Below are 14651 nucleotides of genomic sequence, written 5' to 3' on the forward strand. Positions count from 1 at the left end.
CGTCATGACGCGCAGCGCCACACTCATCAAATTCGCCGCCGCTACGAACCTTGCCGTGGCCGCTTTGTCTTTCAGCGTACCGAATGCCTTCGCGCAGGAAGGCCTTGCCATTCCGGCTCCCGCCCTCGACGAAGCGGCGACGTCGGGCAAGGAAACGGCCGTTTTCGCTGGCGGGTGCTTCTGGGGCGTGCAGGGTGTCTTCCAACGCGTGGAGGGCGTTTCCAATGCCGTCTCGGGCTACGCCGGCGGCGCGAAGGACACCGCCCACTATGAGATGGTCGGCAATGGCAATACGGGCCATGCGGAAGCTGTCCGCGTGACCTTCGATCCGGCGAGCGTGACCTATGGCAAGCTGCTGCAGATCTATTTTTCGGTGGCGCACGACCCGACGGAGCTGAACCGACAGGGCCCCGATATCGGCCCGCAATACCGCTCGACCGTCTTCCCGACGAGTGAGGAACAGGCGCGCATCACCAAGGCCTATATCGACCAGTTGAACAAGGCCGGCCTCTATGAGGCCGCCATCGTCACGACGATCGAGACGAAGAAGGCCTTCTATCCGGCCGAGGACTATCACCAGGATTTCCTGACCAACAATCCCACCTACCCCTATATCGTCTATAACGACATGCCGAAGATCGAGAACCTCAAGCGCCTGTTCCCGGCAAGCTTCAAGGCGAAACCGGTTCTCGTCGCCAAGGTCGGCCTTGGTGAATAAAGAAAACGGCTGTCACTGACCCGGCTGTTGCCTTTACCGGCGGATCGATATATCCGCGGCAATACATTGCTGAATGTGACGGCAAACTGGCCGCCTGCCCGTTCATCGATCGCCGCAGAGCATCCAGCGCACAACGAGCGGGTTGTGTGCCATCATGAAAACGATCAGGCTGTTGTTTTGCGGTGATCTTCGCATCTGCCGCGATATAGTGGAAAAATGATTTGCCTTTTCGCCACCGGTCACGATGCCGAGCGGCGACCTCCAAATGATAGCGAAAGACGACATGACGGCCGCCATTCCCACCACTGCGCGCTCCAGAACCTATCTCTCCGTGCTGGTCATCCTGGGGTTCACCCATCTCCTCAACGATCTGATGCAATCCCTGATCCCGGCGGCCTATCCCATCCTGAAGGACGTCTATGCGCTGGATTTCGTACAGATCGGCATGATCACCATGACCTTCCAGATCGCGGGATCGCTGCTGCAGCCGGCGATCGGCATGGTAACGGACAAGCACCCCGCCCCCTATTCCCCGGTCGTGGGCATGATGTTCACGCTGTCGGGTCTGGTCAGTCTCGCCTTCGCGCACAGCTATGCGATGATCCTCGTCTCCGTCGCGCTGATCGGCATCGGCTCCTCCATTTTCCACCCGGAGGCGACACGCATGGCGCGTTATGCGGCGGGCGGCCGTCAGGGTCTGGCGCAGGGACTGTTCCAGGTCGGCGGCCAGGCTGGCGGCGCGCTCGGCCCGGTTTTTGCCGCCCTCATCATCGTGCCCTTTGGACAGCCAAGCCTTGCCTGGTTCGCCGTTCTCGCCTTGATGGCCATGGCGCTGCTGGTGTGGATCGGCGGCAAGCAGCGGGAAATCAGCACGCAATTCGCGGCCATGCGGGCGAACGGCAAGAAGGCGGGCGGCACGGTGCGCCACGCACCGGCAACGATCGCCGTGGCGCTGACCGTCCTGACGTTGCTGATGTTCACCAAGAACGCTTACGGCGAAAGCTTCCGCTCGTTCTACACATTCTATCTCATGGAGCGGTTCGGCCTCTCGATCCCATCCGCACAGATGATGCTGTTCATCTTCCTGCTGGCATCAGCCGCCGGCGCGCTGATCGGCGGTATTGTCGGCGACAGAATCGGCCGTTACCGGATCATCTGGATTTCCGTGCTCGGACCGCTTCCCCTGACACTCATCCTGCCGCATGTCGATCTGTTCTGGACGGGCGTCCTGACCGTGATGATCAACCTCATCATGGCCAGCGCCTTCGCGTCGATCCTGATCTACGCGATAGAGCTCCTGCCCCACCGCATCGGCCTGATCGGCGGCCTGTTCTACGGCCTGAACTTCGGTCTCGGCGGCATAGCGGCAGCGCTTCTCGGGTTTCTTGCAGATGCCTATGGCGTGGAGATGGTCTACACCATCTGCTCGTTCCTGCCGCTTGCGGGCCTGCTCGCGTGGTTCCTTCCGAAGATCGAGGAAGGCGGGAGTTAGGCCCAAGCCTGCTGCCGAAACTCGGCTGGGACGGCGTTTGTGACCCGCCGGTCATTCTCCGCCTTCCCACAGACACGAGAGACCCTATATAACCGGCAGAGCAAGGTTAAGTGGGACGACGAATGACGAAAAAACCAAAACTGGAACATTCCGAGCTGTCCGGTGAATTCACCGAGGACGATGTGACCGTGCTCGTCGACATCTACCGTCCGGCAGGCACCCAGCAGGACTGGCGGATGGAGGTCGTCACGCAGAACGAAGACCTCTTTGAATGGGACGAACCGTTCCCGACGGATCGGGAAGCGTTTCACGAATTCCTCGCGACCGTGGCACGCGACGGAATCCAATCCTTCCTCGAAGAGGACGATGTGCCGACGACCCATTGATCGAAGGGTCCGGCGGCCGGCTTGAGCTACCGGACCTGTGGCTCAAGCCACCCTCCGTACCTGCTTCGAAGCTCTCCGCCTGACCGCGTATGACACGCTGATTCACGCTTATTTGCCGGCGCAAAAGCGCGTAGCGGAGGCGCTTGACTTCCTCGGTCCATAATGAGAACATACCAAGAACAAATGGAGGTTCTCATGCAGATGGATGCGGTCGAACGTGCGCGTGAAATCATTGCCTCTGGCCAGTCTCTTCGCGAAAAGCAGCTGGCCAATCGCGCCGAGATCCAACGCAAGGTCCAGGCGGCGGCCAAGCCGCTCTATGTCCTCAAGAGCAAGAAGCAGCTGGAGTTGCGCCTGCAATGATCCGTGCGCCGAAACGCCAGGACGACGCTATTCCCGACGAGGCCGCGGAAATCCTCGAGCTTCACAAGGGCGATGCTCTCGAGGCGCTGCGCACATTGATCGCGGAGCGCGACGCGGTGGAAGAGCGGCTGACCTTCGCAAGGCTTGCTGGCCGGATGCACATACGAGGTCGGCGGCCATGATCGTCACACGGGAGTGGACGAACATCGTTCCTTCTGGCAAAAGCCTCCCAGGACGCGACTGCCGATAGTTTTAGATCGGGGTCGGGTGACCGATTGACGTCACGTCGCTGCCGCGAGATCACGCTGGCCGTCCTTAAAGATCGCCTGATCCACGCATTCACGCTTGCCCCATGCTCCCGACTTTACCGGCCGCATGCGTTGGGCCTTGCCAGCCTGCGGCTTGCAGAGGGCTGCCACGGCACGAACTGTTGCAAATCCGCAAGGTTCACGGGCCTTCGACGGGGATAGCGACAAAGTTTGCGGGCGGTGATTCCCCTTTGCCACGCGCTGCGCTATGGCGAAATTGAGGCTCGATTTCCGAGTCGCCCGTTTTCCGGCCGCACCGAAGTCCAAGGACATGGCACAGATGAACTCCCGCATTGCAATTCTGGCAGGCCTGACGCTTGCTCTCGCAGGATGCACCACCGTTACCATCGCTTCCAACCCGCTCCAGGCTCGCTGGAACGGCAAGACCGCCGGCAGCTTCTTTGCCGCCTACGGCCCGCCGATCTCCGATATTTCCGGGCCGGGCGGCACGACGCTCTACAAGTGGCGCGGCGGTTTTTCCAAGGGGCGGTCCTGCACGGTCGAGCTGACGGTGAACGAGGCCTACAAGATCGAGAACATCCGCGCCATCGGCGACCGCGTCGATCCGAACGGCGGGCCGACGCACTGCGAAAAGGCTCTCGACGCCGTGAAGTAAGCGCAGCGTTCGATGACCCCTTTCAAGGCCGTGCGGAAACGCGCGGCCTTTTCATTTGGAGGATAGAATGGACGAAGACCGCCTTTACCACGACCCTGACCTTGCCGATTTCTACGACCTCGAAAACGGCTGGGAGCGGTCGCCCGACTTCGCCTATTGCCTGGCCTTCGCCGACACGGCCGAAAGCGTGCTGGATCTCGGCTGCGGCACCGGCGCGCTTGCTGTCGCGCTGTCTGGCGGGCGCTTGGTGGTCGGCGTCGATCCGGCACCGGCAATGCTTGCGATCGCCCGGGAAAAGCCCGGCGCGGACGCCGTGGACTTCATCGAAGGCGATGCGCGCACGCTGCGGCTCGGCCGCCGCTTCGAGCGTATCGTGCTGACCGGCCATGCCTTTCAGGTGTTTCTCACGCCGGATGACCGGCGCGCAGCCCTTGCCACCATCGCGGCGCATCTGGCGCCCGGCGGGCGCTTCGTCTTCGACAGCCGCAACCCCGCCTGCCGGGAATGGGAGGAATGGGGGCCGGAGGAGTCGATGCGGGTGGTCGAACATCCGCGCTTCGGCGCCGTCGCGGCATGGAACGACGTTGCCCACGACCCGGAAACCGGCATCGTCACCTATGGCACGCACTACGAAATCCGTGCGACGGGCAAGCGGCTTTCCGCCGCCTCCCGCATCGCCTTTCCGGAAAAGCCCGAATTGGAGACGCTGATCGCCGAAGCCGGTCTCTCGGTGGAGCGCTGGCTCGGCGACTGGCATGGCAACACGTGGCAACCCGGCGCAGCAGAATTGATTCCGATCGGCACGCTCGCCTGAGCGGAAGCCTTGTTCGGCGATGTGCCCTGCCCTGCGAATTCCAGGCAGATGCGGACCCGCCCGCATCTGCCTGCGCCAGGCTCAGACGGAGCGGGTCAGGCCGCCATCGACGCGGATGTTCTGCCCGGTGATGTAGCCGGCGCCCTCGGAGGCGAGGAAGGCGACGGTGGCGGCGATTTCCTCGCTGGTGCCGTAGCGCTTCATCGGCACGCTGGCGCGCCGCTCCTCGGTGCCCGGCAGGCTGTCGATCCAGCCTGGAAGCACGTTGTTGATACGGACATTGTCGCCGGCATAGGTGTCGGCAAAAATCTTCGTATAGGCAGCAAGGCCTGCGCGGAAGACGGCCGAGGTCGGGAACATCGCCGACGGCTCGAAGGCCCAGGCGGTGGAGATGTTGATGATCGACCCGGATTTCTGCGCCTGCATGATCGGCGCCACCAGCCGTACGGGGCGGATGACATTCAACAGGTAGGTGTCCATGCCCTTGTGCCAGTCCTCGTCGCTGATCTCGATGATCTGCGCGCGCGGGCCGTGGCCGGCGCTGTTGACGAGCACGTCGATGCGCCCCCAGGTCGAGACCGCGAGGTCGACAAGCGCCTTCAGGTCATCGGCCGACTGGTTCGAGCCCGTTACGCCCACGCCACCGAGTTCCTTGGCCAGCGCCTCGCCTTTACCGGAGGAAGACAGCACCGCCACCTTGAAACCATCCGCCGAAAGCCGCCGCACCGCCGCCGCCCCCATCCCGCTGCCGCCCGCCGTGATGACAGCGACCTTGTTCGTGCTCATACCCTGTTCTCCCGTCTCTGTTAGGCGACGGTGATAGCATTTTCCATCGGTAAGGACGAACGGGTTTGCGCAGGATTATCCACCGCCAATCTGCGGAGATCGCCGTCTTCTTCGCACTCCCGTTCGCAACATTGTTGCAAAATAGAAATCCCCCGCCCTACATAACCTGAAGTAGAAATCGGTTGTGAATCGGGGAGCAGGAAACGGTCAAGGAGTACGAGCAGCTATATCCTGATTTCAAGAACGCACTGCTGGTCGCCTACGCCCTGATAGCCGATGCAAAAATCGGCCAGCCTGTCGAGGCAGAAGCCGCGATGGAGTATGTCACGGCCCGCCACGACCCATCCTGGATTAGGCCTGCCATCCTCGAACTTGCGGACGCTGGCATGCTGAGAGGTACGCGTTACATGGGCCATGACCCCATTTATGAGCTGTCAGGCGCGGGCTTAACGCGGGCTGCAGAACTTTTGGCAGCGCTTGGGCAAGACCTTTACGCCCTTGCCGGCATTAAGAAGGCCGGCCGTTCTCGGGAAACCGAACAGGAGCCTGCTTCTTTCTCCCAGACCAATAGCCCCGTCTGGAGTGCCCAGGAGGGCGGTGGTGCCTATAGTGCCAAAATGCAAACCATCCTTCGGCTGTCCGATGCTTCCAAAAGCCTGAATGTGCATATCCAGGCAACGCTCGAAGACTTGCGCACGAGCAACCGGCTTCCAGCTGAAAACAGTCCCGCCTTCTCTCAGCACTACCATGAACTGGAGGCCGCCAGCGGCCTGCTCAAGGCAGAACAGGTAGACCTCGACCTCCTCAAATATATTCTGCTGGCCGCCCTTCGCTGGTTTCATGAAAAGGTCGGTGAAGACCACATACGCGCGCAGATCAAACGCCTCATAGAGATGACTGAAAGCCTGGTGGGCGAGTAGCGTTCGCGGCGGCGAATTCGATGGCCGGTGGAAATGTGTGGGGCCAGCGGTAAAGAACACAACCGCATACACAATATAGTTGCATTGCGCCCACGCTTCCCGCATCCTGCCGCCACGGTTGAAACACGCGTTAAGCACGTCAAAACCGCCGCCGGACATCCGGCGCGCGATTGGCCAATTGCTGCCTGCCGGAAGACACGAGCATGAAGAAACGCCTGCCTTTTCATACCTTTCTCGACGAGTTTCTCATCGCCTGCGCGGCCAGTGTCGACAAGAAGACAGACACGCTGATCGATGCCGCCTTTGCCGCGCACTACATCAACGCTCCCTTCGATGAGAGCTGGCCGGACAGTGCCATGAAGGTGCTTTGTAACAACGGGCTTCTGCGCGGTTCCTACACCCTGGGCCAACCCGTCCTCTACCAACTAACGGGGGAAGGATTGCTGCGTGCCGAGATGCTCGCAGCAGAGCGGGGCAAGGATCTCGATGACCTGATCGAGGCGCAGGCCAGGCCGGTCACCCGGAGACGGGCAACGGGCGACATCCTTCCGTTCCCAAACCTGCGGCAACTGGATAGCCCGGTGCTGAGCGTCCGGGAGGATGGCCTGCCGGCGACCTTGACGCTCGGGTCTCTCCTTGCCTTGCGCGGCGCGGCCAAGGCGGTCAGCCGGGATGTAAAGGCGGTCGTTGCGGCCATTCAGACGCAGCGCCTGCTGCCGGAGGCGGACCAGCCGGAATGGTCCGAATACCTGCCCCGCATCGAGATGGGCCGAAACCTGCTCAAGGCTGCGCAGGCTTACGAGGGGATGCTTCACTTCTGCCTGCTGTCACCCCTGCAATGGGTTTTGCCGCGGGTGACGCAGGACGCGGCGCGGGAAGAGGTTGAACGCCTTGTCGCGGCCACGGAAAGGCTGTGCGAAGCCTAACGCCCGGCTCCACCAAGTCGCCGGGAAATGTCCCGGGCAAGGATTTCGGCGTTGCGGCCGACGATGACGCTTTGGTGATTGCCCCGCATATCCACCCATTCGGCGCGCGGCAGCAAACGCGGCCAGATCGCTTTGGGGTCGCAGTCCACCGGTGAACCGCCGAGCGCGCGATAGTAGGTGAGCTTGCCCGTATAGCGCGATGGCCTGTAGAGGCCCTTCATGCGCAGGAGCTGGCGCGCGGCGGCATCGTAGCGCGGCGGATAGTTGCCGATCCATTGCGGCGCCAGGCCCGGATAGTGCTCGGAGCGGGGATCGGCGAAGCGTAGCGCAAGCGGCCTCAGCGCCCGCCGCACGGCCGACAGCAGGGAGGCCCGCCCGTGTCGATCCGATGCGGCCGGTTCGGATGCGCTTTCCGGATTGGCCCGGCTTTGTTTGCCGGTTGCCCAGCGACGTCCGGCGCGTTTTGCCATGAAGCGCAACCAGACGGGCAGCGGCCAGCAATGCTCGCCCTGCGGCGCATCGATCACCCCCAGGAAGGCGATGTCCTCGCCGCGTGCCGCCAGCGCCCGCGCCAGTTCCAGGGCAAAAATACCGCCGAACGAATAGCCGAGCAGCCGATAGGGTCCACGGATGCCGGCGGCATCCAGTCCGCGCAGCGATTCGGCAATCTCGTCGGCCACCAGAGCGGGATCCCGATTGCCCCGCCCGAACTGCGTCAGCACCATGCCCAGAACCTGGCCGGGAAAATCCAGCCGGTCGATGAGATCCTGTATTTCCAGAAAGCAGCTGAGACCGCCGGCGAAGACGATGAGCGTCTCGTCCGGGGCGCCTGGACGCACGTCGATGAGTTTGCGCAGGCTGTGCGTGCCGTCTTCGGGCGCCGCGCTGACGAACGCGCCCACCGTCGCATGGGCATAGAAGCAGTTCACATCGAGCTCTATGCCGGTTTCGCTCCAGAACCGGGCGATGAGCCGCAGCGCGCGGTTGATCGTCAGGCCGTTGCCGAGCAGCCGATCGTTGAGCGCGACCGGCTTTTTCAGTTCTTCCTGTAAAATCTCGAGAAGCCGGCGGGAAAGTCCTTGTGCCGCACTGTCCATGCCAACTCCAAGTCCCGTTCCTCTTGGAGACAAGTCCATCCTCCGAACCGTCCCATCGTTTTGTCAAATCACATTACACGCGACAGCCCGCCCGGCAACCCATGAGCGAGCCCGCACAATCTTATCCAACGATTTGAAGATGAAACCGTCAGGCGCCCCTCCCCGTCGCGCAGCCAAGAGGACCCGGCCACCGCGGGGAGGATGAAGCGAGAAGCCCGCCGAAGTGCTTTCGGCGGGCTGCCACATGTTTAATCCAGCAGGTCGGCCGGAACTTTCCCGCCATTGTCGGCAAGCGCCTTCAGCAGGGCCTTGTGCAGCCAGATGTTCATGCTGGCGGAGTCGCTCTTGTCGCCGGTATAGCCCAGCTCGTCGGCAAGCTCCTTGCGCTCCTGAAGGCTGGCATCCATGCCGAGCGCCTTCATCATGTCGACGATGGAGCGGCGCCAATCGAGCTTCTGGCCATTCTTGGCAACAGCCGCATCGAGGATTGCCGCCACATCGACCGGCTGGCTCGGCGTCGTCGTCACCGGGCGGCTTTCCGCGGGGGTCACGACCGCATCCTTGCCGGCTGTTGGCGTCGCGGCCATGTCAGCCGTCGCCGGCTTCACGGCGTCAGCCGTGATCGTTTCGACCGGCTTCTGCTCTTCCGCCTTGCCGAAGAGCTTTTCCTTGATGGAACTGAAGATACCCATATTTGACTCCCTGTTAATGTCGACCGGCCCTGACCCGGCAGGAGGAACAATAGGGCTTGAGGCCGTCATTTCAATGAATGACTTCGTTTGACGCGACACCAGAAACAGATTCGAGGAGTTTCTGCCATTTCTAATGCTGGTCAAACAGAAAGAGCAATTTCATTTTAAGCGTCTATGACCGCAACTTGCCACCTATCACATGATATACTGGAGCACTTAAATTGGGGAATAAACGAATGCGCACAATCAAATGCCCCGTTTCGGTGTGAGTAATACTCTGCATTTGAAAAACGTCATCCGTGGGTGATGACACGAACCAATCAACGGCACTTCCCACCCAATGCCAATATTCTTCAGTTTTTTCACAGATCAAATCCGTTAGAAGATGCTGGAAACCATCCAGACCATATATACAAACCAGATACCCATGGGCCATTTTAGCAAGGAATCGCGCGAACTTCGTGAAATCCATACTCGCGATTTTTACCGCGCCTCCATCGCCTGAGACACGAGAAAGTGCGTCAAAATCAGAGATATGCACCCACTCATCGGTTAATGGATCAACAACCGCTTTATCAGTCAATGTTCTTAAAAGGCGAGAAACAGGATACTGAGGCAATACAAGAAAAATAGGCAACTCATTTTTGTTCAAGTAGACGCTTTCGATACTTAGGTCTTTTTTTGTAACTTGGAACGCAACGCTTTCGGGTCTTTGTTCTGGATGCCGGGTTTTTAGGTCAAGCGCAATTCGGGTGTTCCCAAAATGATTTCTAAGGCAAAAATTCTCTACTTTTTGAGTTTTCTTTCTGCAATCCTCGCAACTTGAACGAGGCAAGATCCACGTCCCTCCCAACCCATAAGGTATTACGTGTTCCTTGGAGAAAGGCCCTTCCCTATCCCCGCAATAAATGCACCTGAAAACCGGAGGAAATACCGTTTCCATGGCGATCCAACTTTCATTGTTAAATATTCAACGTAGAACGATCATGCCAATTATTTTGATGTGAGCAAGCAAAGCGTCACAACACAATTTTGAATGAAATAACGTAGAAATGTGGTGGCTGGGGCGCCAGGATTCGAACCTGGGAATGCCGGTACCAAAAACCGGTGCCTTACCGCTTGGCGACGCCCCAACATAGCGGGAGCCTGATAGCAAAGGGCGGGCGGGCGGACAATGGTTAAGTTCCGGTTTGTGCGATTATTCTCGCCGGGATCCTCTTGATTCGTCTGCGATCGGCGGGCTTCGCGCTTGGCAGGCGGACACGGCGGGGCTAGGGTCCGGCCGTTAGATCGTCCTTTCGGCGGCAGGTCGCCCGGCCATTCGGGGTTGTGAGACTGCCGCTTCCTCATGAGGAGCCGCCATGTCCAAGTTCCGCGCCCGCCCGCCGGCCGTGCCGACCATTCTTCTCGACGATGCGGTGGTGCGCGTCACGCGCTGGGATTTCGAGCCGGGTGCCGATACCGGCCACCATGTGCATGGGCTCGGCTATGTCGTGGTGCCGATGACCGATTGCGACTTCCTGATCGAGGAGGAGACGGGCGAGCGGCGGGTGCATAGCAAGGCCGGCGCCGTCTACCGGCGCGAGGCCGGCGTGGCGCACAATGTCGTCAATGGCGGCGATACGCCGATGAGCTTTATCGAAATCGAGTACAAGTGACGGCCGTGGCGATCTCCAAGCAAGACGACAGCCGGGAACCCCCGCATTTCAATCTCGAGTTCAAGCCAGCCTATGGCGAGGCGGTGCCGGTCGCCGCGCGTGTCGAGCGCGTTACCGTCAACAATCCGAGCCCCTTCACCTTTCACGGCACGAACAGCTACATCGTCGGCGATCGGTCGGTCGCGGTGATCGACCCCGGCCCGGAGGACGAGGCGCATTTCCAGGCGCTGATGACGGCGCTTGCCGGCCGCGAGGTGACGCATATCGCCGTCAGCCACACCCACCGCGACCACTCTCCCCTCGCCCGCCGGCTGAAGGCGGAGACCGGCGCGATTGTCGTTGCGGAAGGCCCGCACCGGGCGTCCCGGCCGCTGCATGCCGGCGAGAGCAATCCCTTCGCAGAGAGCTCGGACGTGGACTTCGTGCCGGATGTTGCACTTGCCCATGGCGACCGGGTGGAGGGTGACGGCTGGGCACTGACGGCGCTGCTGACGCCCGGCCACACCGCAAACCATGCCGCCTTCGCCCTCGACGGGCCGGAGGGCATCGTGTTTTCCGCCGACCATGTCATGGCGTGGGCAACCAGCATCGTGGCGCCGCCGGACGGGGCCATGGCGGATTACATGGCCTCGCTCGATCGGCTGCTGGAGCGGGACGACCGCCTCTATTTTCCCGGCCATGGCGGGCCGGTGACCGAGCCGGCCGCGTTCCTGCGTGGCCTGCGCACCCATCGGCGCATGCGCGAGCGGGCGGTGCGCGAACGTATTCGCGCCGGCGACCGGCTGATCGCCGACATGGTGAAGGTGATCTACCGCGAAACCGACCCCCGCCTGCATGGCGCGGCAGCACTTTCGGTGCTGGCGCATCTGGAGGACCTGGTCGCGCGCGGCGAAGTGGTGACCGAGGGACCGCCCTCGCTGACGGGACTGTATTTCCCCGCACCCGGCCTCTGATCAATCGCCCGCGATGCCGAGCAGCTCGGCGTCGAGCGCCTTCAGGTAACCTTCGACAAGAGACGCACCGATGCCCAGGTCGTGTGGCCCGTAGCGCGAGGCCGCGCGCATGTCGACAAGCGTCGTCTCGGCCTCTTCGCGCAAGCGAATGACCACGTCGAAGCGGAAGCCGAAGACCGGCGAGCGCCATTCCCCCTGCAGGAGAACATCGCCGGCGCCACCGACAGAGGGGATCAGCGGCGTTTCGAGCGGGCGCGCCTCGGGGATCGGTACCTCGCCCAATGCCTCGGCGCTCTGCGTTACCTTCTTCGGATCGACCACGAGGTCTTCGAGATCGGCGAGTATGTTGTCGAGCCCGTCCTCGGCGGTAATCGTGATGCCATAGGCCGTGGCGACCTTGCGCACGCCCTGATAGACGCGGTCGAGCGCGCCCTCGTAGCGCCGGCCGGAAAGACCGGGATAAGCATCGAGCTGCACCTCGCGGTCGCGCGGCGTGATTGTGCCGAGGCGCGGCAGCCAATCCTGCGCGGCAGAAGGTTGAGACAACCAGGGCGGCGGCGATACCGTATCGGTCGTCACGTCGTAGATCGCCGGCTTGTAGAAATAGGCATAGGCGGCAGCTCCCGTCACGCCGAGCGGCAGCAGCGCAAACAGCAGCGCCGCAAGGGCGGCTTTGCCGCCGCGCGCGCCGACATGCCAGAGGCGGGCGAGCCCGGTCGCCGCCAGCAGCACGGCAAGCCCGGCCATCGCCGCGGCAAACCCTGCCAGTGCAAGGAAATGCGGCGTCGTCAGCGGGCCGAAGCGGTGCGACAGTACGACGGCAATGAACAGCACGCAGGACAACAGCGCCAAGCGTCGCGCCCAATACGCCGCATGCGAAACAGGCCGTTCATACTGGATCGTGATCGCCATGGCCTCACCGGATGCGTCTGCCGTCTCCTCTCCCTAACGCAGGACGGCAGATTTTTCCATCGGCATTGCGTGGGGGGCTTTCCATTGAGGTGGCGCCGCATGCACGAAGGGGCGCGTGCGACACGGTTCCTGAACAGATTCTTTCGCCGTGAAATCGAGCAGTTATCAACAGGCAACAAAGTCGCCACTACGAAGACGCTGGACGCCCCATTTGAGCTGGACCGGCTTCGGCCAGGCGGCATCAATCGAACGCGGGCAGGATCTGGCCGACACAACGGCCGCGCGCTGGCTTTGGGGTTGCATCCGCGTGCCGTGCGGCAGCGCGAGAGGACGTCGAGCATTTCGGGCGGCAGCACAAAACCATGGTATTGAACCTCGCCTCCAGGCCGGATGGGAGGTGTCCGCATGAAAGGAACTGACCAATGCAATCTGAAAGCCCGCCGAACAGCTTCATCGTCACGGAACAGACGCTCGACAGAGAGGCGATCTCAGCATTGGTTGCCCGCAATATCCCGGTGACGCTGCAGCGTTGCAATCTCGAAGAGGCCGACCTGTCCCGCCTCGCTTTCACGGGATGGACCTTCGATGCGTGCCGGTTGACGCGCGCGAAGTTCACCGGGGCGACGCTGACCGAGAGCCGTTGGTCGAGCTGCCGCGGACCTTTTGCCGACTTCACCGGGGCGAATCTGTCGGAGTCCGAAATCGCGGGATGCGACTTCAACAATGGCGGCTTTCGCGGCGTGATCTTGACCTCCTCGTCTTTGAAGCGCTGCAAGTTGTCCGGTGCAAATTTCGCGGAAGCCCGCACGCTTGGCTGCGACTTCGAGGAAATCATCTTCGCAGATGCGCGCCTGCCGGGTTTTTCCTTCCGCAAGTTGCACCTGAAGCACCTCGACTTCAGCGGCGCCGATGTTTCCCGCTGCGATTTCCGCGAGGCCGTTTTCGAGGCTTGCAGCCTTCGTGAAGCGCATCTGGTCGACAGCCGGTTCGATGGCGCCGACCTGCGCGGTGCTGACCTTGGCGGCGTGCGTCTGAACAATGCCAAACAGTTCAAGGGCGCGGTCATTTCGCGGGCACAGGCGGCCGACTTGCTCTCCGAACTCGGTTTGAACGTTCTCTGATCTCAAGGGCCGCCGCGGTAGACGTCGACAGTCGTCGTATCGTACGGAACTCCGCCCTCAGTCCGAAATGGGCGTTGACCGGCTCCGTTTCTCCCGCATGCGACACGAATTTCCTTGCGTGCCGCAAATTTGCCACGCTCGTTAACGAACGTTCACAAACGGGGGTAGTAAAGGAGCAAGACGATGTTGCCGACGCAGACGGTCGCCGAGACACCTGCCGCCATTCCGGCTGGAGAACCCGCCCTTCCCCTGGAGCTTCTGGAACTCGAACTCTCGCTCGATGGCTTTTCCGGCGACGATGCCGGTTTTACCGAGGCCGTGCGCACGGCGGCCGGTCAGGTCGGCGGCGATTTCCTGTTCGACCTGCCGGCCTCGGGCCTGGCGGAGGACTGCCGGCGTATCGCGGCGCTGCGCGTGCCGAAGGGCGAAGATGGTGCGCTTGCCGTGGTTTTCGCGTTGCTCGACGCGGAAGGTGCCTCCATCCGGGTGGAAAATCCCGATGAGAAGACCAAGGACCTGAAGCGTTTCGCGGACGCCTTCATCGACGTTCTACAACGCATCTGAGGACTTGCGGCGCGGCGCGGACAGGCCTATCCAAGGCGCGCAACAGTTTGCCGGAGTTCGCATGTCCAAGATGCTGATTCGCCTTGCCGTCCTCGCCACCACCGCCCTCCTGCTTGCCGGCTGCCAGACAGCCGCAGAGGTGCGCGCCAACGACGAGAACAAATGCCGCTCCTACGGTTTTCGCGCGGGCACGGATGCGTTTGCCGAGTGCTTGCAACGCATCGATCTCGACCGACGCGCGGATTTCCGCTCAGCCCGGGTGAACGATCCGTTCTGGGGTGGGCCGACCTATATCTACGTGCGTGACCGGCGCCGCTGAACGCGA

Annotated in this window: 19 protein-coding genes and 1 tRNA gene; 14 read left to right on the forward strand and 6 right to left on the reverse strand. The window is 61.8% G+C overall.

The window, feature by feature from the left end; translation table 11 throughout:
* Positions 1-4 precede the first annotated feature (4 nt).
* From msrA to BSY16_RS10020, 7 genes are all read left to right on the forward strand, one after another.
* Positions 5-718, forward strand: coding sequence for a peptide-methionine (S)-S-oxide reductase MsrA (gene msrA, locus BSY16_RS09985; protein ID WP_069061476.1), 714 nt, complete (start codon positions 5-7; stop codon positions 716-718).
* Positions 719-983: 265 nt separating this feature from the next.
* Positions 984-2210, forward strand: a complete 1227-nt coding sequence (locus BSY16_RS09995; protein ID WP_286157116.1) for an MFS transporter — start codon at positions 984-986, stop codon at positions 2208-2210.
* 122 nt (positions 2211-2332) lie between these two features.
* Positions 2333-2596, forward strand: a complete 264-nt coding sequence (locus BSY16_RS10000) for a hypothetical protein (RefSeq protein WP_069059520.1) — start codon at positions 2333-2335, stop codon at positions 2594-2596.
* Positions 2597-2791: 195 nt separating this feature from the next.
* A complete protein-coding gene (locus BSY16_RS32385) occupies positions 2792-2959 on the forward strand; it encodes a hypothetical protein (protein ID WP_171902404.1) in 168 nt (55 codons plus the stop codon).
* Positions 2956-3141, forward strand: coding sequence for a hypothetical protein (locus BSY16_RS10010; protein ID WP_069059522.1), 186 nt, complete (start codon positions 2956-2958; stop codon positions 3139-3141). The genes BSY16_RS32385 and BSY16_RS10010 overlap by 4 nt, the downstream gene beginning before the upstream one ends.
* A 406-nt stretch (positions 3142-3547) precedes the next feature.
* Positions 3548-3883: a hypothetical protein gene (locus BSY16_RS10015; RefSeq protein ID WP_069061477.1), complete on the forward strand. Its 336-nt coding sequence runs from the start codon at positions 3548-3550 to the stop codon at positions 3881-3883.
* Between the two features lie 67 nt (positions 3884-3950).
* A complete protein-coding gene (locus BSY16_RS10020) occupies positions 3951-4697 on the forward strand; it encodes a class I SAM-dependent methyltransferase (protein ID WP_069059523.1) in 747 nt (248 codons plus the stop codon).
* Positions 4698-4778: 81 nt separating this feature from the next.
* Here the strand turns inward: BSY16_RS10020 and BSY16_RS10025 are convergent, their stop codons facing one another.
* Positions 4779-5483, reverse strand: a complete 705-nt coding sequence (locus tag BSY16_RS10025) for an SDR family oxidoreductase (protein WP_069059524.1) — start codon at positions 5481-5483, stop codon at positions 4779-4781.
* Between the two features lie 314 nt (positions 5484-5797).
* On the opposite strand from BSY16_RS10025, the gene BSY16_RS10030 reads away from it, so the two are divergent.
* Both BSY16_RS10030 and BSY16_RS10035 read left to right on the forward strand, forming a co-directional pair.
* Positions 5798-6403: a hypothetical protein gene (locus tag BSY16_RS10030; RefSeq protein WP_069059525.1), complete on the forward strand. Its 606-nt coding sequence runs from the start codon at positions 5798-5800 to the stop codon at positions 6401-6403.
* A gap of 203 nt (positions 6404-6606) precedes the next feature.
* On the forward strand, positions 6607-7329 hold the full coding sequence (locus tag BSY16_RS10035; protein WP_069059526.1) for a hypothetical protein: 723 nt from the start codon (positions 6607-6609) through the stop codon (positions 7327-7329).
* Here BSY16_RS10035 and BSY16_RS10040 read toward each other — a convergent pair.
* The 4 genes from BSY16_RS10040 to BSY16_RS10050 form a co-directional block, all read right to left on the reverse strand.
* Positions 7326-8426, reverse strand: coding sequence for a thioesterase domain-containing protein (locus tag BSY16_RS10040; protein ID WP_069059527.1), 1101 nt, complete (start codon positions 8424-8426; stop codon positions 7326-7328). The two genes, BSY16_RS10035 and BSY16_RS10040, sit on opposite strands and share 4 nt — an antisense overlap.
* A gap of 248 nt (positions 8427-8674) precedes the next feature.
* Positions 8675-9118 (reverse strand): DUF3597 domain-containing protein, encoded by a 444-nt coding sequence (locus tag BSY16_RS10045; RefSeq protein ID WP_069059528.1) that lies wholly within the window; start codon positions 9116-9118, stop codon positions 8675-8677.
* A gap of 172 nt (positions 9119-9290) precedes the next feature.
* Complete coding sequence (locus BSY16_RS31390) at positions 9291-9953, reverse strand: hypothetical protein (RefSeq protein WP_502695974.1); 663 nt, start codon at positions 9951-9953, stop codon at positions 9291-9293.
* Between the two features lie 223 nt (positions 9954-10176).
* Positions 10177-10251: transfer RNA gene (locus BSY16_RS10050), tRNA-Gln, on the reverse strand.
* Between the two features lie 228 nt (positions 10252-10479).
* Here BSY16_RS10050 and BSY16_RS10055 point away from each other — a divergent pair.
* Positions 10480-10776, forward strand: coding sequence for a cupin domain-containing protein (locus BSY16_RS10055; protein ID WP_069059529.1), 297 nt, complete (start codon positions 10480-10482; stop codon positions 10774-10776).
* Between the two features lie 11 nt (positions 10777-10787).
* Entirely contained in the window at positions 10788-11729 is a 942-nt protein-coding gene (locus BSY16_RS10060; protein ID WP_069061478.1) for an MBL fold metallo-hydrolase, read from the forward strand.
* Here BSY16_RS10060 and BSY16_RS10065 read toward each other — a convergent pair whose 3' ends face one another.
* On the reverse strand, positions 11730-12635 hold the full coding sequence (locus BSY16_RS10065) for a DUF1499 domain-containing protein (protein ID WP_069061479.1): 906 nt from the start codon (positions 12633-12635) through the stop codon (positions 11730-11732).
* Positions 12636-13063: 428 nt separating this feature from the next.
* Here BSY16_RS10065 and BSY16_RS10070 point away from each other — a divergent pair, with 428 nt between their 5' ends.
* The 3 genes from BSY16_RS10070 (at position 13064) to BSY16_RS10080 (ending at position 14645) form a co-directional block, all read left to right on the forward strand.
* Entirely contained in the window at positions 13064-13762 is a 699-nt protein-coding gene (locus BSY16_RS10070; RefSeq protein ID WP_069059530.1) for a pentapeptide repeat-containing protein, read from the forward strand.
* Positions 13763-13945: 183 nt separating this feature from the next.
* Positions 13946-14326: a hypothetical protein gene (locus tag BSY16_RS10075; RefSeq protein WP_069059531.1), complete on the forward strand. Its 381-nt coding sequence runs from the start codon at positions 13946-13948 to the stop codon at positions 14324-14326.
* A 61-nt stretch (positions 14327-14387) separates the two neighbouring features.
* Positions 14388-14645: a hypothetical protein gene (locus BSY16_RS10080; protein WP_150129921.1), complete on the forward strand. Its 258-nt coding sequence runs from the start codon at positions 14388-14390 to the stop codon at positions 14643-14645.
* The last annotated feature ends 6 nt before the right edge of the window (positions 14646-14651 follow it).

This window comes from Sinorhizobium sp. RAC02 (assembly GCF_001713395.1).
Lineage (GTDB): Bacteria > Pseudomonadota > Alphaproteobacteria > Rhizobiales > Rhizobiaceae > Shinella.